Here is a 21,460-nt window from a genome sequence, read left to right as displayed (position 1 = left end):
AGTGGACTTTCACCACCTAGTTAGTTAACATGCACGGCACACCATCAAAAAGCTGCCTTCAATGGGCAGCTTTTTTTATGCCTAGCAAGTTAAAACACACAGATATAAACAACTGCTGAAAACGAAAAAACCATGACCCTCAAAACACAAATAGTCTAGGTATTATTTAGTAGATTTACCCATACGTTGGCATTCAGACCAATTTATGGATAAAATTTTTACCCTACATGCTAGTTCTCAAACAGCTTCCGATTGTCATGATCAGTATGTCCCGATGGGACGGTGACTTTTCTTCCGCAGCCTGGTCCTTGGCAAAAACCTTCGCAAAAGATCAGGTCGTGATCTATGTAGATTACCCTTACACCCTGTTGGATTTTTTCAGGGAACGTAGTAAGGCGTCGGTACAGCGAAGAAAGGAGGCTTTACTCTTTGGAAAAAACGCACTGCTCCCATTGACAAGGTACAGTAGCAACCTTTATGGGCTGACTCCCCGACTCATGCTACCGATCAATTGGCTCCCTCCCGGTGCGATCTATCGATTTTTTTCCAGAATAAATGACCGCATATTGGTCGCAAGCATTAAAAAAGCACTTAAATCACTTGATATAGAAGAATTTATCTTTTTCAATTCCTTCAATCCACTTTACCTCACCAAGCTGCCTAACGGGTTTTCACCCCGGCTATTTATCTATCAGTCCAGAGATAATATTCGTGCCCTCGAACCCTATCTGAGAAAACATGGTGCCCAAGCAGAGGTGGAAGCGATTCGAAACGCCGATTTTACCATCGTAACCTCCAGGCAGTTGCAATCTGATTTGGCGGAGCTGTCTGGCAAAGCAGTAAACTACCTGCCCAATGCAGCCGACTTCGATACTTTCAAGCAGTCCTACTTGGAGGAAATCCCTGTTCCTTCCGATCTTCAAGGCATTCCTAAACCAATAATCGGGTATACGGGCAACATTTGCCATCGTTCGGATTATGACCTTTTGAACCATATTTGCCAACAGCACCCGGACAAATCCGTTGTAATGGTGGGTCCCAGAAACCACTGGGCCAGCACGCAAATCGACCTGGACGCGATCCCCAACCTTTATTTCCTTGGACCAAAGCCCATCGAAAAACTACCGGAATACCTTGCCCATTTTGATGTACTGATCCTTCCCTTTCTCCTCAATGAGGTCACCAAAAGCATCTATCCCCTCAAAATAAACGAATACCTCGCCTCGGGAAAACCAGTTGTTGCCACCCCATTTTCCGAAGACATTATGGCTTTTGCAGATGTAATCCGTCTTGAAAAGGACCACGACGAATTTGTTCGGGCCATTTCAGAGGAACTGGAGGGAGATTCGATCGAAAAACGAGGCAAGCGCCACCAAGTGGCCTCGGAAAATACCTGGGAAAACCGGGTGGCACAGGTATGGAAAATGGCCGAGACCTTGAAAAAACAGTGATCACCCTAAACGTTTTCGGTTTGAAAGAGTGCAGGGATAGTGCGAAGAATGATTTTTATGTCAAACCAAACACTGAAATTTTTGACATAGTCATTGTCTAAGCTCAAGCGTTCTTCCTCCGACATTTCACCCCTTCCCCTCTTTTCCACTTGCCACAGTCCGGTAATTCCCGCCGGCCCCAAAAACCTGAGGGCATACCTATCGGTGGTGATTTTTTCCGCTTCGTAGAGAGGCAATGGCCGATTTCCAACAAGCGACATATCCCCTTTAAATACGTTCCATAGCTGAGGTAGCTCGTCGATACTGGTATTTCGAATGAACTTTCCTATTTTGGTAATACGGGGGTCATCCTTGATTTTTATGAACGCCGCCTCTTTATTGGTTTGTTTTTTGGCCATGTAAAGGCGCTCACAAACTATCTTTTTGTCATCATACAAGGGTTGCATACAACCCCCACCTGCCTGTTCGCAAAACTCGCAGATCTCCTTTACCTCTGCCTCGGGAGCAGCTGTGGTGCTTTGGACACTTGTATACTGATTGAGGTGCTTCAGGTTCTTCAGCTTAGCGTCTGCGTCGGTCTGCATGGACCGCAGCTTATAAAACTTGAAAATATTGTACCCAGTACCCACCCTGTACGAATAGTAAAATACCGGCCCTTTCGATTCCAGCTTAATCAAGATCCCGATGATAAGAAAAACAGGGGACAGCAACAATAATGCAAACCCAGATGCCAAGATGTCTACCAACCGCTTGATAAATGGGATTTTATATTCCTTCAGACGGGGATCCGTGCTTATCTCCCGCTTCTGATTGTTCAGAATAGGATACTTGGTTTGAAAATCCAAACGATTTCTTAACCTGTTTTTATTGACGGGCAGGACGAATAAGTCGGTCACACCGCCTTTCATTGCATCCCGAATATGGTCAGGTTTTACTTCATCTACTACCAAAAAAAAGGGGATATTGCCATATCCCAAGTCCATCATGGTCTTCCGCAAAGCCAAACCATGAACATCTCGTAACGCAGAAACACTCAAAACATAGTGAAATGTCTTCTTGTCTTTCGTCAAGGCATTGTAGAAAAAAATACCATTGGCAAAATGCTCGACTTCGTAATCTACCTCCAAGGCTGATATGATTTCAGTTGCCGCAGCTGATTCCGAGGAGATCAACGCAACCAAAGGCTTTACTTCATTCATAAAAATCGGTTTATAAATACTCCAGTTTTCCGAGTCGTCTTAAAATTGAATTAATCCTGGCCTCCAGTTCCTTGGGATTAAACGGTTTAACCATAAAGTCATCCGCCCCCGCATTCAAAATGGCAATCTTCTTTTCCGAGGATTCAGTAGCCGAAAGCATAATCACAGGAATCGATGAAAAGAAACCAGATGAACGTAAAAACACCACAAACTCCTCACCGCTGATCTCAGGCATGTTGAGGTCACAAATAATGAGATCAGGGACATTCCCATCCTGCATCCAGGTAATGGCATCGGCAGGTTTATTAAAAACTTTGACTTGAAACTTCTCTTTAAAATAATGCTGTATAATCAACAATACAGAAGGCTCGTCATCTATTGCCAGAATATTCAATTGCTCTTTCATTTCATTTCTTTTTCGTCTTCAACTCCTATTCCTCTGCATCTTCCAAGGAAGCGAGTGGCTAATCTATGGGCAACATTGCCCCCCTGAGTAAAATTCTCCCCTTTCTAGAAAATAGACACTTACAAAACGGTGATTACTGATAGTAGAGGTATCCTACCTGCTTCCAAGACTAAAGATACGATTCTAGCTAATATTCTGTACACATTATCCCAATATAAAAGGCAAAAAACCGAAAAAAAAACCGAAAAACCAACCAAATACAGAATAAAAAATTACAAATTACATTTTTTTAATCACAAAATTCATTTAATTGGATTCAAAAAATTAAAAAACGCCAAGCATTTTTTTGCACGCCTGGCGTCAAAAACCTGTTGTTGAACGTTCTATTCAACCAGGCTCGCCAACTCTTTGTCAAAATAACCGATTGTTTTTTCCAAGCCTTCGCGTAACTGCACTTTAGGTTCCCAATCGAGTTCCTTTTTGGCCAGATCTATCACCGGCTTTCGTTGCATAGGATCATCTTGAGGAAGCGGCAAAAACTTCAACTTACTCTTTGAACCAGTGAGATCGAGCACATTTTCAGCAAGTTCCAGCATGGTGAACTCAACCGGATTGCCAATGTTTACGGGACCGGTGAATCCGTCCCTGCTGTTCATAAGCTTATACATGCCGGATATAAGATCGTCTACGTAGCAGAAACTCCTTGTTTGCGTACCGTCTCCAAAGATCGTTATGTCCTCGCCCTTCAATGCCTGAACGATGAAGTTGCTTACCACCCTCCCATCGTACGGATTCATGCGCGGACCATAAGTATTGAATATCCGCATCACCTTAATCTTCAACTTATTCTGCCTATGATAGTCAAAAAACAGGGTTTCTGCGCAGCGCTTCCCCTCATCGTAACATGCCCTTGGGCCGGTCACACTCACGCTACCCTTGTAACTCTCCGGTTGGGGGTGGATCTCCGGATCTCCGTATACCTCACTGGTAGAAGCCTGTAGAATCTTTACCTTCAACCGCTTCGCCAGCCCCAACATGTTGATCGCCCCGATCACGCTGGTCTTGGTAGTCTGTACCGGATCAAATTGGTAGTGGATCGGACTTGCCGGACAAGCCAGGTTATAGATCTCATCCACTTCCACGTACAGAGGCATGGTGACATCATGCCTCAAAAACTCAAAATTTTTGTTTTCAAGTAAATGATGGATGTTCTTTCGCCGTCCCGTAAAAAGATTGTCCAAACAAAGCACTTCGTTCCCTTCATTCAAAAGCACATCACACAGATGGCTTCCTAAAAAACCGGCACCACCGGTAACTAAAATTCTCTTCATAACGATGAACCCTTAAAATGTTTACTAACCAATCTTTAAAATTAACCCCTGAATTTCCAAAGTTCCAAAACATAAAAATATGGATAAAATAAAAACTTACCCTAATTTTTACTCCCTAAATTTACGTAAACAAGAAAACACACCCAATACACCTCTATGTTATCTTCCTGTCTCGGATTAGCCAACGTATTCAACACCAACTTCGCAGTGGCACAGAAAAATCCATACAGCCGCGAGCTTGCGACAAAGTTTGAAAAGAGGTGACAAACCTTGCCCTCTGGGGATTGGATCTCAATCAGTGCCGCGGACTATCCGACGCGGTCATTCGGGAAGTGCGGGCGTTGATGGACGGAGAATGGGCTTGTCAGGTTTATGGAAGAAGTCCCATTGCTTTTGAGTGAGTTGTAAAAAGCTAAACGGAAAGTCATGGCCAAACTGAACCGCCGAATGTAAAACCTATACTTTTGGCTCGGTCTATTCCCCAGTTTGTACCATTTTTACCGGCAACCTGACAGCAACTTATCTCAATTTGCCTAAACTAAATCTTGAGAGATTTGCCTTTATTTTTGCATATTGCTTCAAATGAGCGTTCTTACTCCCTACCACGCCAAGTATTTTGCCTTTGAACTTATCAAACAGGTAGCTTCCGATTCGGTGGAAAAGCTGGCCTCTACGCTGCTGGATGCCCAAGTGGATTTTAACCCACATCAGGTGGAAGCGGCACTTTTTGCTTTTAGATCTCCTCTTTCAAAGGAGGCTATTCTGACCGATGAAGTGGGATTAGGAAAAACCATTGAAGCAGGATTGGTAATCTCACAAAAATGGGCTGAACAAAAACGAAAGATATTATTCATTTCCCCTGCAAACCTTCGGAAACAGTGGGGACAAGAATTACAAGATAAATTTTTTCTTCAGGCACTTATTTTATTATCCAAATCCTTTCTGGAGGCTGATTGCCACATCGCCTCAGCCATAACGGTTGATGGCCAAACCGTCCCGGCAGAGCCTGGGCCACACTTTTTTCCTTGTAAGCCACCGTACCGGAGCCAGCCTCACCAAATCAAGAACCTCTAGGCCGGCTAGTACAGATCAGCGATGAGCTATGCGAAGAAATGAGAGCCTACGCTGTGGAAGAATAGACAGCCTATTTTTCGGAAGAGTACGAAAAGCCCGACCATTGGGCGGACGATATGAAAATCACTTTGGAATAGAAATTAGCCCAAGCGGAAAAATTAGAGAAACTGCTACTCATTCGATAGAGAATAAGTTAATACATTTAGGATTGGGGTTCAGGTAGAAAATCAGAAAATGGAAACCAACGCTGCGTCTTATTTGCTTTCGTCCCCATGGGATACCATTATGGAATCCATAGAGCATTTGGAACCTTATTAAAAAAGCTTGCTGAAGGGTTAGAACTATCCTTAGAGGCTTTCGATTTGCATTTGGAAGGAAAAATAGCAATCACTGAAAAATGGTCATTCGCTTGGAAGAAGCGTTGGATATCCCTGCCTCGTTTTGGGAATAAAGGAAGGAGAACTTCAGAAACGATTTGAGCTTCAAAAAGGACCTGTAGTGGATAAATAACCGCGGCCAAAACTGGATTTATCCAGTCCTCTTGGTTAGTAGGTATCACGTTGGCATTTTATTCATATCTAATGATCTTTTCGTCATGCTCGGAACAGACGCCTAAATTGCCTTACTTTAGTTACCGGAGTTTTTCCCTTTAACCAATCCTTGGTTTCATTTCTATGAGGAAACAAGCCTTCGACACCTAAAAACACAAACTAATCTGGATAGGCAAGAGGAAAGAAACCTAGCTGGAACCACGTGTCCTGATCGAAAATCCCGGGTATAGCTATGGGGAACATCTTATCGAAAAAGTCCGCTTTGCATTATTGTAAATACGCCTCAGAATTCACCGTTCCCAATGGAGGCAAGCCGTGGAACCACCTGCTTATACAACCCCATGATGAGGTAAAGTTGACCGGTAGTTCTGGGTATTTTAGGGGAAGTTTTCAAGGTTAAAAATCAACATCTTGAATGACACCGTAGAGGAATAAAACCGTAGAGGAATAATACCGTACGAGGGTGAATTTTTATAGGCTTTCTACCCTCGTTACCCGAATGCAAATAACTAGTGCCTACGTAAACCAAGGGCCTTCCCTACTCCAACAGCTCCATAAAATAGAAAAGTGCATGCAGATGATCGATGTGGTCGGGAGCGGTGTTGCCAGCAAATGCCAGTACCTGAAAGTTTCCCGATTGGGACTGCCCTACCTGCTGCATTCCCAAAGGCCCTTCTCTCAATACCGGCTCCCTGGCAATCCCGTTTGCCCGGAGAAGAAGGTCGGCACACTCTGTGGTACTGGCAAAGGTGCCGGGAAACACACTACTGTGGGTTATAGCAAAGTGCTTTTTGCCCAAAATGGCGTCTGTCGCCAATCGCTGAAACGCATCCAAGTCCCGCTCGTCTATAGTACCTCCATCTGAAAGTGGTGTTCGATCGGGCACATAGCCTGCATGCAGGCCATCCAACAACAGCACCCCATCAATACTCGGGTAATGTTCGCTCCTCAAAATAGCCCTCACCGCCCCGTACCCTGCACTAAATCCGGACAGGTACACCAGGCGTATCGGCACTCCTACGCTTTCGGCAATCGCAGCCAGCAACGCTTCAAAGGCTCCGCTGCCCTCGAAAGGAGTCCCATAAGCGCGGGATCCGCTTCCAAGGTTAACCGATACGCCCACCCAGCCGCTGTGCTGCTGAATGGCATAGCCGACTACCGCTTCGCTTCCATGAAAATGGATCAGCAGGTTGACGGAATCCATACTCTCCGTAGCAGGCATAAACAACACGGGATCCCGGTGAAAAATCCCCGGCAGCACGCTCCGATCCCCTGTAAAACCCCCTTCTTCCACACGTGTGTGAGGCCGAATGAATTCCTCCATGGGCGAGGGATACTGTGAAAGCATACTGCCCTCCTGCCGAACCTTACAGGACAAAACACACAGCAGTAATCCAAAAAAGAACTTTATACCAATCCTTATACCCATTACTCCCACGCCAAATGCCATGGATAAATGTAGCGCGAAAGCAAGAAAAAACCAACCGGAAAGAGAGGTCTAGACTGGCATGGAAACCCAACAACCCAAAAAAAGGATCCTCCTTACAGTGCCCTGAGTGCCTCCACCTCTTCGATCTCAATCTCCAATGGTGGTCCCAACACCTCAGATCCCTTGGGAGTGATTAGATAGGCATCTTCTACGCGAATGCCTCCAAAATCCCGGAAATGCTTCAGTTCCCCATAGTTGATAAAATCGGTGTGCAGACCCGCTGCCTGCCATTGATCCATAAGCTGGGGAATAAAGTAAAGGCCAGGCTCTACCGTGACCACGAAGCCCGCTTCCAGTTGCCTGCCCAGCCGGAGGGATTTCAGCCCAAACTGGGTGCTTTTCTTTAACGTATCGGTATAGCCCACATACTGCTCGCCGAGGTCTTCCATATCGTGGACATCCAAACCCATCATATGTCCCAAACCACACTGAAAAAATAAGGCATGTGCGCCCTGCGCCACGGCCTCATGGGTATCGCCCTTCATCAATCCCATGGACTTAAGACCTTCTGTCAGACGGGCACAGGCCATCAAATGCACCTCTTTAAAAAACATCCCCGGCTTTAGGGCACCCACGGCGAGTTGATAAGCGTCCAGTACCAATTGGTATACCTCCCGCTGTTGGCTCGAAAAAGTAGGATCCACCGGAATGGTACGCGTGATATCGCCAGCATAGTGGGATGGAGCCTCTGCCCCGAAATCCCCCAGCAACATGCCTCCTTCCGCCAACTTGCGGGAATACACATGGTTGTGCAAGATCTGACCCTGCGTGGTAATGATCGGCGGAAAGGACAGGGATCCACCGGCAGCAGCCGCGCCCCCCATCACCTTGCCCAATAATTCGTATTCGTACATGCCCTCCCTGGCACCACGCATAACGGTTTTGTGCAACTCCACGGAGAGGCTGACCGCGTGGTTCAACTCGACCAGCTCTGCCTCCGATTTGATGGATCGGAGCGATACTATAGACCGGATAAAACTCTCCGAAACCAACCTGGGAACCTGTGGAACCGGCACACGGAACCACTCGGCGATCTTGAGCAGGTTTTCCGGTCTATAAGGCGGCAAAAGGTGTACACGCTCCAGAGACACCGTTTTGGAAAAGGTATCCATGGCCGCAGCCGGTCGGACAGAGGATACGCCCACGGATTCGGCAAGCGTACTTAGCGCCGGCACCGAACCGAACCAAACCGTATCCTCTGTACTGACATCGTCTCCAAAGATTACCTCCAGGTTTTGGTCCACATCGATGATGGCCACCAAGCCGGGAAGATCCAGGCCGAAAAAGTAGAGAAACGAACTATCTTGGCGAAAGGGATACCAGTTGTCTTTATAATTGATGGAGCTTTCCTCATTGCCCATAAAGACCAACACACCTTTGCCCATCAGCTGCTTTAGCCGTTTTCTTCGCTCTTGATATACCTCTTTTGGAAACAGTTTCATGGATTACCGCATTTTAAGAGAACGAACCCCGGTGAGGCCGACAATCTATTGAACAGTCTGCCGATCCCACACGGGCAATTCTGGACGCGAAATAAGCGATTCCTCTATAACTTTCAAAACATGCTTCCGCTCCTCTCCCACAAGGGTCAAACGGGGAGCCCGTACGTATTCCGTACCGATGCCCGTTGCTACTTCTGCCAGTTTGATGTACTGCACCAACTTGGGATGTATGTCCAGCTCCAGCAATGGAAAAAACCATCGATAGATCTTCAACGCTTCTTCAATCCTGCCTTCCTGAACCAGTCGATAGATCGCTACCGTTTCCTGCGGAAACGCGCAGACCAAGCCGGCAACCCAACCATCTGCACCCAGCACCAGGCTCTCAAGCGCAAGCGGATCCACGCCGCCGAACACTTTATACCGATCTCCAAAACGGTTTTTCATTTTGGTCAATTGGTTCAGGTCTCGGGTAGAGTCCTTCACAGCCAGAATATTGTCGCATTTGGTCAGCTCCTCAAACATATCGACCGTCACCATGATCTTGTAATCAATGGGGTTGTTGTAGATCATAATCGGGAGATCGGTGGATTGCGCGATATCCGTAAAATAGGTGATGGTCTCCCGGTCATCGGACTTATACCGCATGGGTGGCAGCACCATAAAACCAGCGATGCCGCTGTCTGAGGCCTCTTGGACAAGCTTCATGGCTTTCCTGGTGGCCTGTTCGGCGATGGTAAGTACTACTGGCACCCGTCCCTGCACAAAATCCACGGTCTCTTTTACCAATACTTCCTTCTCATAGTCGGTAAGTGTGCTGGCTTCGCCCAAACTGCCTCCTAAGATTATACCGTGAACCCCTGCATCCAACTGGGCATCGACTCCCTTAAGAAACGCAGGAATATCAAGTTTATCGTTTACGGTAAACTTGGTTGTTATTGCCGGAAAAACTCCCTTCCACTGTAACATAGCTTTAAAATTTGTGTTTATCGTGTCCTTTTTTTATCAAATTAGTAATTACATCCTACTGCCTGTTAGATGCCTCCGCTTGGAAGTTTCTCCAACAAAAATTTCTTCATCGTTTCACGCAAGTGCAGGGAGGTGTTTTCCCGTTCATTTATCCCATGCGCCCGCATAGGATAAGACATCATGGAAAACATCTTATTGTGCCTGATCAACTTATCCACCAACATTTCGAAACTCTGGTAATGTACGTTATCATCCGCGGTACCGTGCATGATCATCAGGTCACCTTGGAGCTTTTCCGCATGATGGAGCGGAGATCCTTCGCGATAGCCCCATTCATTTTCTTCCAGCAGTCCCATATAGCGCTCCTGATAGGTTGCATCGTATAGGCGCTGATCCGAGACAAAGGCGATGGCAATGCCTGTCTTATACACATCGGGATACCTGAACATACAGTTCATCGTCATCTGACCACCTCCACTCCATCCCCAAATGCCCACCCGCTCCGGATCAAGGAATGAATGGGTGCTTAGAATTTTTTTCGCAGCCCTGTGCTGGTCTTCCGAAGCCAAGATGCCTATCTGCCCATAGATGGACTTGCGCCATTCCCGACCACGGGGCGTTTTGGTTCCCCTGTTGTCGATGCTGATAACCACGTACCCCTGCTGCGCCATGTACTGATGCCAGAGATCGCCGTTCATCCAGCTATCCTGAACGGTAGATCCCGCAGGTTCTCCATAGACATAAAACAAAAGAGGATATTTTTTGGAAGAGTCGAAACCAATCGGCTTGATCATAAACGCATCCAATTCCACCTCCCCTATATCCACTTTAAAAAATTCTTTGGGATTGAGTTTTAATGCCAGGTATTTATCCAATAGCTCACGATTATCTTCCAAAACACGAAGCAATCGGTGATCGGGTAAGCTGACAACGGAATATAAGGGAGGTGTATTGGCATTTTGAAAGGTCTGTATGGCCAAGCTGGCATCCGGGGATATCTGATAGGAATGTTGTCCGGCATCGTCGATCGGGGAGATCCGCTCTGCTTTGTTCCGTCGATTCAATCGGCTCCTATACAAGTACCGTTGGGTATAATTATCCGGGGAGGCAATAAAATACACATAGCCTCCCTTGGGATCGATATGGCTTATACGGACAACATCAAAGTCACCTTCCGTAATCAATTCAACAGATTTTCCATCTCTGGACACCTTATACAGGTGTAACCAGCCATCCCGCTCACTGGTCCAGGTAAAATACTTGTCACCGTCCAGCCATTGGATATTGTCATGGACGTCAAGGAAAGCCTCATCCTTTTCCTCTATAATAACCTTAAGATCCATGCTGTCCACGCTTCCTACCCACACGGTATTGGTGTTTTGTTTGCGGTTAAGCTGCTGCACCATCACCTCCCTGGATCCAGGAATAAACTCCATGCGGGCCAGGTAATTATTTTGGGGGTCCCCGGGGAAGTCAAACCACTTGGTCTCTCCCCCACTCGCGGAGACTACCCCGATCTTGACCGACGACAGCTTCTCCCCTACCTTTGGATAGGGCAGTGGAATGGGCTTGGAATAGAGCGAATCGATGTTATTGATAAGGTAAAAGGTTCCCACGTCTTTGGTGTCCGAATGCCAATAGGCGATCGTCTCCCCATCCGGACTCCATCTAAATCCATCCCGACAGTCCAGCTCCTCCTCATATACCCAATCAAAAGTGCCATTGATGATGATATCACTTCCATCGTGAGTCAACTGCGTGATTTTGCCATCAGCCAGATTTTCTACAAAAATATTGTGCTCGCTTACATAGGCGACACGCGAAGCATCCGGTGAAAACTTCGTAAACATCAAGGTCCGTGCCGGCAGTCCTTTTCCCAACTGACGAAGCTGACGGGAGGAAATATCCATCACCCAATAATCACCGCGTGTGTGGTATCGCCAGACTTTGACGGTGTTGGTGAAAATAAGCAACTTTGAGTTGTCTTCAGACCACTGGTAGTCTGCGATTTTCAAAGGGCTATCTGCTCCCGCAGGGGTTAATTCCTCGGCAGAAAAGAGTACAGACCTGGCGCCACTGCGGGCATCGTACAATACAATATCATCGCCTCCGACTTGAGAGTTGGCTTCAATACTCGAATACCCTTTGGAGTCTTTCATCCACCGGATCGGGCCAAACCGCTTCTGGTCATAAGTTCCATGGCTGAAGATATCTGCTAGGGTAAGCTCGGCCTGTGGATAGACAACAGAAAAACATACACACTGAAAAAAGGCAACAAAAAGGAAAATACGCTTCATCCGTTATCTTTTTGATTTTGGTTGGCTTAATGAAATCAACTCGGCAGACCGGTAAGCTTTGGAAGCTCTTTGGGGACAGCCCAATTTATTTTAACGACTTTACAGCTTTAGTAGGTTGGTTTTTTCATAAAATGAAAGCCCCAAACAGGGACTTCGCTTTACGTGGTATAAAGTTAGCTCAATCGCGCCGATGAAGTATTCCAATTTATTAACCAAATCGTGTGGTATTTTAACGTCATCGGGTTTAACTGGCTTCTATATCCGTTTGAACGCAAGTACGTCCCAGTTGGAGCCTAGGACCAAGGCAGGAAGCCAAGCGCCTGCCCTGGGATTTTTTCCACCCCATGAAACCTAGTCAGGAGTCCTCGTTAGGCTATTTCTAAACTCTAGCGGGGTCATCCCTGTTACACTCTTAAAATGCTTATGGAAATTGGATAGGTTATTGTAGCCCGAATGATAACAGCACTCGGAGGTATTCAGATCATCCTGGCAAAGTAATTTACAAGCATTGGCTATACGCACCTCAATGAGAAAACGTGAAAAGGTCTTTTGACTTTTGTACTTGAAATACCGGCAAAATGCTGTGGGAGACATATTCACCATGGCTGCCACCTGTTTTAAAGTGATTTTCTCGTTGTAGTTATTTCGCACATAGTCAAACACCACGTTGATTTTGGGGATATTTTCCTGAACTGAATGTAGAGGAAGCCCAAGTGATGAGACAAAGTCAAGGTTGTTGTCCTTCGAGATCATCTCCAAAATCTCCAACAAACCCAAAAATTTCCCGAATGGGTTTTTGCTGGGGAGAGCCCTGAGGTATTGGCCTACAGACTCTTGCTTTTGATGGGAAACCCGTATGCCATATACAGAGGAATCAACCAGCTTTTGAACAGCATAAGCTTCGGGTATATCCGTCAAAATGGGTTTCAACACGTCTTGGTTGAAGAACACCGAAATGGCCTTCACCTTCTTGCCCTGACCTACAAAGAAATCCAATTCTCTGTTTCGAAATACATGGGGAAGGTTTTTTCCCAATAGGTAAATTTCTCCTTTTTGAAAGGGAACCACACTTTCGGAAACAAATAGAGACCCTTCGCCTTGTAGGATCAAGGTGATCTGAAATTCCTCGTGGAAATGCACAGGCTCGAAGAAACTGTCCAGATCCCAACATTCAACTCGAACCGTTTCTTCTTTTAACCGGGGTACTTTGAAGTAGAGTGGCTGCATAGTGTGTGTGTTTAAGAAATTGCCAATTATTGCTAACAGTACCTAATTTAATGCGATAAAAAAATTAAAGCAAGAAAGTATAAAAAATAGGCTCATTTTGCTAACATAGCATACAAATCGGCTAACATTTGAAAATAGTCCCGTTCTAATTTACGCTATCTTTATTACTGATAACTTACATCCTTAACCATGAGCTACCCGAGTATTTTCAACGACGTTGTTGGGCCAGTGATGCGGGGCCCTTCCAGTTCACACTGTGCAGCCTCCCTACGCATAGGCAAGTTTTGCCATGACCTGATGGCCGGAAGCATTTCGAAGATTGAAATTGAATTTGATCCGAATGGTTCCCTTGCAACCACCCATAAAGACCAAGGGTCAGACATGGGCTTGTTTGGTGGCTTTCTGGGCTGGGAAGCCTATGATGAGCGACTGCTCCATTCAGAGATGCACCTGGGAGCCGCTGGTATCCAATGCGATATCCACATTAGAGACATCGCAGCAGAACACCCCAATACCTACAAGATCAACCTGAAAAACCCCTGGGAATCCCACGAGGTAATAGGGATCTCCACGGGTGGCGGCATGATCGAAATTACGGAAATCGACGGAGCTCCCGTATCGCACGCGGGGGATTATTACGTCACGCTGATTTTCACAGAAGATTCGGCACCTTTGATGAAATTCATTGAAGACAACTGTGAGTACGATGAGATGAATCTTCGAGAAGGAAAGAAGCCGTTTATCGAAATAAAGTCACAACAGTTCCTAAACCCGTCCATAATCGACAAGATCAGCAACTTGGGCAACGGCAATGAGGTAAAGGAAATCCGACCCGTACTTCCTATCGGCGCCAGAAAAAACATGACCGTGCCCTTTATCACCTGTGAGGAAATGCTTGCCTACAACGAAAGCGAGCAGTTATCTCTATGGGAACTGGCCGTCAGGTACGAAAGCATACGCGGAGGCATCTCAGAACAGGAAGTGTTGGCCAAAATGGAGGAGATCCGGGTTATCCTGAAAAACGCTGTGGAAACGGGGCTGGCAGGAACCTCGTTTGAAGATCGAATACTGGGTCCACAGTCCGTCACGTTCAAATCCATGATGGATGAAAAAAAATTGGTGGACGGCCAGGTATTAAACAAAATCATCCTATACGTATCAGCCATCATGGAAGTAAAAAGCTCCATGGGGGTTATAGTGGCTGCTCCCACGGCCGGCTCCTGCGGGGCCATGCCAGGTGCTGTGTTGGCTGTAGCCGATACGCTCGGCCTGTCAGATGAAGACACAGTAAAGGCCCTGATGATTGCCGGTTTGATCGGTATATTTATCGCTGCGCACTCGACCTTTGCAGCAGAAGTCGGTGGTTGTCAGGCGGAATGTGGATCAGGCTCGTCGATGGCAGCTGCGGCCATCGTCGGCTTGGCAGGCGGATCGCTAAAGCAAAGTCTATCCGCAGCCTCCATGGCTTTGCAAAGTTCGCTGGGAATGATCTGCGATCCTATCGGCAACCGGGTGGAAGCCCCCTGCCTTAACAAAAACGTGATGGCTGCCTCCAACGCACTTTCCTGCGCCAATATGGCTCTCGCCAATTACGACCATCTGATCCCGTTGGATGAAGTAATCGAGACCATGTACCAAGTGGGCAAGAGCATACCCAATACCCTCCGATGCACCAACCTGGGTGGATTGTCAATCACAAAAACCGCAAAGGAAATTGAAAAACGGTTAGGACAGCAGCAGTTTTACAAAAGCTGTTGATAGGCAATCCAATAAACCTAGCAAATAGGAAAAGGGCGAACCGATAAACTGTAATCGGCTCGCCCTTTTTTTCGTATGGCGGTGACTATACCTCTCCCAAGGTATGTATCGTATTTTGGACAAGCCCCTTTACTTCCGATCCTTTCTCATTTAAGAGGTTGAAATCAATTTCCATTACCCAGGTGGGCTTTATTTCAGGTAAAAATAGCTTGACCGTTTTTCCATCGGCTTGGAGTTCCGCTCTTGCCACCGATAATTCCTTCTCATTGTGATGGCCTGAGCCGTATTTTCTGGATCGCAGCAGATCCCAGGTCTTTACCGTGTAATTAGCCACCTGCTGAACACTGGCTGCATCCAGCTTTTCGGAAAACGTCAGTACAATCCCGGATTTATCCGCCTTGATATCCACTGGGATATACATGGGTGTGTCGGTGACCCGGATACGATAGAGCCCCCCAAGCTGTGGCTGGGAAGATCCCCACGCGGAAAGCCCGCAGGCATACAGTTGGCCATCGCCCGGATTAAATCGTCCCCGCATAATACCCGTTGCAAACCGCTTTATGGGCAGTTCAAACACTCCACCTTGGTATTGCCCATCTACCTTTTCATGGGGTACCACAAAAATCTTTCCGTAGCCATACGAAAGATTCAGCAGCTTGCCGTTGAGCGGCCCCCACTTTTTGCTATCCACCCAAAGAAGCTCAGCCGGAGACCGATCGATGTCCCGTTCCACCCAAACCAAGGGTTGTTCCATGCCGGAATTAGTGCTATCAGGAGGTGTATTGTATCCAAACATATTTCCGTAAAAACCTCCCCTATGCACCCAGTTGATCCGGTTCATTGGGTTCCAATGTCCCTCCTGATCGGTTACAATGAAGGTGCCATCCGGGTTGAGACAGACGCCATTGGCTGCCCGGAAACCGGTGGCAATTGTTTCGGTGGTTTTCCCGTCACTGCTTACCTTAAGCAAGGTGCCATGCTGGGGCACCAGAGCCTCTCTCGCATGCCGTGCACTTTTGGCATAGTAAAAATTCCCCTCCTTGTCTGTCTGTAGGCCCATGGCAAATTCATGGAAATGGTCCGTAACCTGATGGTCGCTATTGAAGCTTTCATAAAAGTCGGTTTCCAAGTCTCCATTAAAGTCATGCAAGCGAACAAGCTGATCCCTACAGGTAACGAAAATTTGGCCTTTGATTACCTTCACCCCCAACGGTTGAAACAATCCGGAAGCTATACGTTGCCAGGTCAAGGTAGACGGGGTCTTGGTGAACCCCTCCACCAACCACACATCTCCGTCGGTAGAACAAATCACCCCCTTATTTGGATCGGCAAAAAAGTCAATTCCGCTCAAGCGAAACTGATTCTTCCAAGGGCTATCAAACGGAGGATTCAAAATATCGACTTGGAAGGGTCCCTCTTGTTCGCCAAGGATCGCCTTGGTCGTCAGCTTTTGGGGATATCTACCGGCTGCACCTTTCGTAAATTGCCGAAGCGGCTCCTGATTGCCCCATGATTTGGCAAGTTCTTCCAACCCATTTAGACCGGGCTTGCCCATCAAGATGGTAATCCGGCGATTTTCTCCAGGCTGGATTTCCAATCCTACCATCCCAGGCTGCTCTTTCAGCTCAGCCCCATTCCCCACTATGGCTACGGACGTACCGGTTTTAGCAACCATCATCGTCAGGGGAGTTTTGACGGAGGTCAATTCTACTTCTCGGACAAAAACCGGCGCATCTCCCAAGTACCTTAAACCAAAGGTTTCCAAAACGCTGGCAGAACCTACCGTGTAAGACAAGACAACCTTGTCGCCGTATTGGTAGAGCCCTTTATATTGGGTCCATTCCCGGGGCAGGGGGCCGAATTTACGGCCATCTCGGGCGGTGAATCGGGGATCTTCAAAACTTCCTGATTGGGGATGGGCCCACCCCGGAAGTGTTTTGCTTTCTACGTGCAGATCCCCGATCGTACGGGGCGAAATATTGTGTTTGCCGTTAAACAGAATGCCTTCCCAATCAATAAAGCCCTCTCCCGTCCATGCACCGGCCACACGCATCAAATCATGGTCAAACGCCAGCCAAGCCTTTCCGGCTGCGACGCCTCCCGCACCTTCATCCAATCGAACAGCAATGCCCTTATAGGCGAAATTGGCGTAGGAGAAATCCTCGTCCGGGAGCGGTGCCGGAACACCTCCTGACCTGGGACGTACCGGCGCATCCAGGCCGGCAAGTTCGTAGGTATTGATAAGAAAGTTGCCATAGTCCATGTCTGCCCAGGGATGAAACGCACCCGGCAAAGGCCCTGTATTTGTCCCTTCCGGCAAGGTGGCCAGGTAGGCATCATCTATCTCCGTGTACTGATCGGGATTGTCGTCCCGTAAAAAGCGTTCACGGATATAGTATATAATATCGTATTTTTCCAACGGAGTCAAATGGGTTTGGGGCGGCATTGAACCGTAACCTCTGGTAAGGGTTTGGTAAATGGAGTATGGATCCTTGCCTACCTTGAAAGCCTCGCTCCAAAATTTAAAGGCAGTAGGGATGGAACCTTCCTGATCCGCATCTCCGTGACAATTGAAGCAATTGTTGTTGTAAATGTAGTCACCCACGCGCAGCGCCTCATCCTGTCGATTAATGAGCCCCTCCAACAAGGTCTTATGATCGATATCCCGCTCGTAATCGGGTAGATCGTCCATACTTAAGATAAAATTTCCTGCCAGACCTGATTCTTCGGCACCTGTCCCAGACTGCTTGGTACAGGAAGTTAGGCATACCATAACCGAAACGAGACTGGCCAGTCCCCAATGCGCTTTCATCAATTTAAATGTTCGTTTTATCATTATGAATAATTCACCTATTTGTTGTCCTCAAATTACTACATTATTTGGAATCTCTCCCCCACCAGGGGCCCTCGTCCCGAATTTCCAGCCACAAACGTTGCATTTGGGGGATTAGATTAAGCAATCTGGACCGTTCGAGCAGGGACAAATCCTTTTGCTGTGCCCTGTCTGACCGAACATCGTACAGTTCAAAATCAATTGGGGTGGTTGTTTTTAGCCAATCCACTTTGGGGAAGGTTCCTTGCAAGGCTTCTTGGTTTCCAAGCTGATCCGGTGCAAACTTTCCGATGAGCACATAATCATCCTTTCGCATCGCCATCTGTGCCATGCCCGGCATGTGCGACGCGTCCAAGAGAAAAAACCACATAGCCGGAGTCTTCCGTTCATAGGCCTCTCCCAAAAAAGCCCGAAAAGCATCCGCCCCATCGATAGCTCGGTCAGTTGGCAGCGGTGTACCTGCCAATCCACAAAGTGTCGGAAGAAAATCCGTTCCATTGAACAACTCATCACTGACCGTTCCAGCGGGAATACGACCCGGCCACCGGGCAATTCCCGGTACACGGTGTCCCCCTTCGTAGGGGAAACGCTTCATGCCACGAAGTTCTCCGGGACTGCCAAAGCACTTGTCCCGTAGAGGGTCTTCCCATGCCCCCTTCGACTCATCGAAAGTAACCGGGTATTCGGGGCCATTGTCGCTGGTGAAAATCACCAAGGTAGACTCGCTCAGTCCACTCTCTTCCAGAAATTTCATCAGTTCCCCAAAGGAAGCGTCCAATTGCGAGACCGTGGCATAATAGTCGAGTAAGTCTTCCACATCGGCTTTTTCGGGACGCGTCACTCCCCCATAGTGGCCCAAAGCAATCAACTCAGCCTGCGGAATATTCCGGTAGATCTCCTTATAGGCCGGTGGCGGGTCTATGGGCGTATGGGGCTCGTGGCTGGATAGGATCATGAAAAAGGGGTTTTCGGGATTCCTCTTCTGGGAGATCCACTCCATGGCCTCGTTCGAAATGATGTCAATGTACCAACCCTCCATCCTTCCGACAGGAGCACCGTTGCGGACAAATCTCTCCGGGTTTTTGGGGCCGGTCCCAAAGGCATTGACAGACGTAGCCAAGGAATAATCGAAGCCCGCCTCATTGACCGTCATCTCCTTTTCGGACTCAAGTTTGGAAAGGTGCCACTTCCCGAAAAAAGCCGTTTCGTACCCCTGCTGCTTGAGAAGTTGTGGCAAGGTTATTTCTTGCCGTTGCAACGTCGCCCCAAAAAACCCGGTTATATTGTAAAAACCACTACGGTAGGGATTCCGACCGGTGAGCAGTGCCGCCCTGGCGGGCGAGCAAACCGTAGCGGCAGAATGCATGTCCGTCATCCTGACACCTTGCTGTGCAAAGCGATCCAGATGGGGGGTCTTGATATATGGATGCCCATAACAGCCCAAATCACCATACCCTAAATCGTCCACCAAAACGATTAGGATATTTGGTTGGGTCGGGTCTAACCGGGCTGCCTCCACAGGTGACTGAACCGTTCCCACTACGAGGAACGCTCCTATCAAGCAGCCTTTGAACCAACGAAACACCCCTAGGCTAACGCATCCCGCTATCAACGGTTTGCAGCATCTATCAACGTTCACTCAGCAATAGATTTTCTTGACGGATAACGATGGGTACATACCCATATTCCATGCCCTTCGGTGGCGTCACCAGCAATGCCGGATCAATCGCTACCAAACTACCTGTCGTAGGTGGAGCCATATATTCTTGGTCAATTCCCCAATGGCGATGGATATTTTCCACAAATGCCTGTAATTGTTTCTTCTCTTCATTACTCCAGCCCAACCGCTGAAAGGAGGGTTGATCTACAAATCGGTACCATTTGTAGGTGACGGTAGATCCATCCTTTAAAAGGACGGTGTATGCATCTGAGGATGGCCCCGGGCTTACCCATCCACCCGTGCTGGGCGTAGCGTAGGGAGCTTTCTTGTCAATTATAAAATTGCCCTCGACAATCTCGTTGCCATTTCTCCAATTCACATAGTTAGCCTCTGTTTCTGCTCCGGGAAATTCGGCTTTCAACAACGCTTCCGGTACTTCATCCAGCCGGATGGGAATACGCTTATCGCCCTGCTGCTTAAAATATTGCGGAAAATGACCTTGTTCAGCATAGGGATTGTCGCTCCATGCGAGGCCAAAGGCATTGGAATCAGTAACAATCGTCTCAAATACCCCCTCCAAGTTGGTTAAGTCCTTCTGGGCATTTTCCTTCGCGTCACGCTGGTCCAGTCTGATCGCTCTGGGACTCAGCTCCGGCTTCCAAGCATGGGTTTCATCGAACCTTCCGGAGTAGGATTTCCCAGACTTTTTCCATTCGAGCAAATAATTGAACAACGCATCTTTGGAGTAATAGGTCACATCCTGTACCAGCACAGACCTGCCACTTTCATCCAACGGGAACTGGAGGCGGGGAATCTTCACATAGACATCGCCATTGGCATCCTGCCATTCAAAGGACGGAACGGTATTGATTTCCATGGCTCCGCCACCTCCCATGATTCCTTCCCGAGCATCCAGCCCCATGCCTTCAATGATCGGATAGTCCTTTGAAAGACGGCTCCACATTTCAGGAATATAAAAGGCCACCGGACCTTTGAAATTCTCGGCATTCAAAAAAAGCGTCCAACTATGATCTCCTGTCGCAGGTGGTCCCGGCCTGGCCTCAGTGAGCGGGAGGGCCATGTGGGTATAGCCAAGAAACTTACCCTGAAGATCCCCTTCGAAGGTAATTCCATCGGGTGGCACCAACATGCTATTGCTGAGCTGGGCAATGCCCAGCTGATCCTCTGGAAGCGCCTCAGCTCGGTAAAAAAACGGCCATCCGGGAGAGGCTATTTCTGAATTGTAACAGTCCGGCACACCGTTCATGCTGAACTTGGGCGAACCGTAGTGGTACCTGTTCCCCCGCCAATAGCCAAGACCTCCCTCCTGCGTCTGGAACACACTGGACCACGTGGGCCCTCTAGGCTCCCAAGTTCGGGCGATGGTTCCTTCGGGACAGCAGGGAATGTCTTTGTTGTCTGGATTATCCGGAGTGATCCAGTTTCCTGGGAGGCCGATCTGAAAACCCGCGAGCGGCCTTTCCACCAAGGGCCAAACCGCGGTATAAAAACCTATCCCGGCTCCATATCCTTCAGGCCGGCGCGGGGTTTGGTATCCTATATATCCATGCAATCCATTGCCTCCTTTGACGATTTCCACCGGCGGATCCGTGGTTTTTCCGTCCGATGTAAAAACCCACCGCGCCGGCAACAGAACGGTCAAAAGTACCACCGACAAAATCAATACATATTTTGGGAAATCAAGCATCATACGCCTATCGTTTTATTAAAGAAAGATACGGGTTTTGGGATTGCCCCAAAACCCGTTATATGCAC

At 47.8% G+C, this 21,460-nt stretch carries 15 protein-coding genes; 4 read left to right on the top strand and 11 right to left on the bottom strand.

Features of this window, described 5'->3' with window-relative positions; genetic code table 11:
- Nucleotides 1-227 precede the first annotated feature (227 nt).
- On the top strand, nt 228-1,451 hold the full coding sequence (locus ADIS_RS08900; protein ID WP_155907315.1) for a glycosyltransferase: 1,224 nt from the start codon (nt 228-230) through the stop codon (nt 1,449-1,451).
- Between the two features lie 5 nt (nt 1,452-1,456).
- Here the strand turns inward: ADIS_RS08900 and ADIS_RS08895 are convergent, their stop codons facing one another.
- The 3 genes from ADIS_RS08895 to ADIS_RS08880 form a co-directional block, all read right to left on the bottom strand.
- Nucleotides 1,457-2,650, bottom strand: a complete 1,194-nt coding sequence (locus ADIS_RS08895) for a sugar transferase (protein ID WP_010854117.1) — start codon at nt 2,648-2,650, stop codon at nt 1,457-1,459.
- A 10-nt stretch (nt 2,651-2,660) separates the two neighbouring features.
- Entirely contained in the window at nt 2,661-3,056 is a 396-nt protein-coding gene (locus tag ADIS_RS08890) for a response regulator transcription factor (RefSeq protein WP_010854116.1), read from the bottom strand.
- Nucleotides 3,057-3,439: 383 nt separating this feature from the next.
- On the bottom strand, nt 3,440-4,387 hold the full coding sequence (locus tag ADIS_RS08880) for a UDP-glucuronic acid decarboxylase family protein (RefSeq protein ID WP_010854115.1): 948 nt from the start codon (nt 4,385-4,387) through the stop codon (nt 3,440-3,442).
- A 260-nt stretch (nt 4,388-4,647) separates the two neighbouring features.
- Here ADIS_RS08880 and ADIS_RS22960 point away from each other — a divergent pair, with 260 nt between their 5' ends.
- Complete coding sequence (locus ADIS_RS22960; RefSeq protein WP_010854114.1) at nt 4,648-4,788, top strand: hypothetical protein; 141 nt, start codon at nt 4,648-4,650, stop codon at nt 4,786-4,788.
- 181 nt (nt 4,789-4,969) lie between these two features.
- Complete coding sequence (locus tag ADIS_RS08875) at nt 4,970-5,461, top strand: SNF2-related protein (protein ID WP_010854113.1); 492 nt, start codon at nt 4,970-4,972, stop codon at nt 5,459-5,461.
- A 1,089-nt stretch (nt 5,462-6,550) separates the two neighbouring features.
- Here ADIS_RS08875 and ADIS_RS08865 read toward each other — a convergent pair.
- From ADIS_RS08865 to ADIS_RS08845, 5 genes are all read right to left on the bottom strand, one after another.
- A complete protein-coding gene (locus ADIS_RS08865; protein ID WP_238325416.1) occupies nt 6,551-7,462 on the bottom strand; it encodes a hypothetical protein in 912 nt (303 codons plus the stop codon).
- Nucleotides 7,463-7,554: 92 nt separating this feature from the next.
- The gene (locus tag ADIS_RS08860) at nt 7,555-8,943 is read right to left on the bottom strand and encodes an aminopeptidase P family protein (protein ID WP_010854109.1); all 1,389 of its coding nucleotides are present in this window, start codon (nt 8,941-8,943) and stop codon (nt 7,555-7,557) included.
- Nucleotides 8,944-8,988: 45 nt separating this feature from the next.
- Nucleotides 8,989-9,909 carry a dihydrodipicolinate synthase family protein gene (locus ADIS_RS08855; protein ID WP_010854108.1) on the bottom strand — a complete coding sequence of 307 codons (921 nt, stop codon included), beginning with the start codon at nt 9,907-9,909 and terminating at the stop codon, nt 8,989-8,991.
- 65 nt (nt 9,910-9,974) lie between these two features.
- A complete protein-coding gene (locus ADIS_RS08850) occupies nt 9,975-12,206 on the bottom strand; it encodes a S9 family peptidase (protein WP_010854107.1) in 2,232 nt (743 codons plus the stop codon).
- A 351-nt stretch (nt 12,207-12,557) separates the two neighbouring features.
- A complete protein-coding gene (locus ADIS_RS08845; RefSeq protein WP_010854105.1) occupies nt 12,558-13,433 on the bottom strand; it encodes an AraC family transcriptional regulator in 876 nt (291 codons plus the stop codon).
- Between the two features lie 189 nt (nt 13,434-13,622).
- Between ADIS_RS08845 and ADIS_RS08840 the strand changes: the two genes are divergently transcribed.
- Nucleotides 13,623-15,191 (top strand): L-serine ammonia-lyase, iron-sulfur-dependent, subunit alpha, encoded by a 1,569-nt coding sequence (locus ADIS_RS08840; protein WP_010854104.1) that lies wholly within the window; start codon nt 13,623-13,625, stop codon nt 15,189-15,191.
- Nucleotides 15,192-15,276: 85 nt separating this feature from the next.
- Here the strand turns inward: ADIS_RS08840 and ADIS_RS08835 are convergent, their stop codons facing one another.
- The 3 genes from ADIS_RS08835 to ADIS_RS08825 form a co-directional block, all read right to left on the bottom strand.
- The gene (locus ADIS_RS08835; RefSeq protein ID WP_010854103.1) at nt 15,277-18,003 is read right to left on the bottom strand and encodes a DUF6797 domain-containing protein; all 2,727 of its coding nucleotides are present in this window, start codon (nt 18,001-18,003) and stop codon (nt 15,277-15,279) included.
- Nucleotides 18,004-18,067: 64 nt separating this feature from the next.
- Entirely contained in the window at nt 18,068-19,663 is a 1,596-nt protein-coding gene (locus tag ADIS_RS08830) for a sulfatase family protein (RefSeq protein ID WP_202900565.1), read from the bottom strand.
- Nucleotides 19,653-21,395, bottom strand: coding sequence for a hypothetical protein (locus ADIS_RS08825; RefSeq protein WP_010854101.1), 1,743 nt, complete (start codon nt 21,393-21,395; stop codon nt 19,653-19,655). The genes ADIS_RS08830 and ADIS_RS08825 overlap by 11 nt, the downstream gene beginning before the upstream one ends.
- Between the last annotated feature and the right edge of the window lie 65 nt (nt 21,396-21,460).

The sequence above is a fragment of the Lunatimonas lonarensis genome (assembly GCF_000390185.1).
GTDB classification, from domain to species: Bacteria; Bacteroidota; Bacteroidia; order Cytophagales; family Cyclobacteriaceae; genus Lunatimonas; species Lunatimonas lonarensis.
The sequence above is the reverse complement of the archived record's forward strand: the minus strand, read 5'-3'. Positions and strand labels throughout refer to the sequence as shown.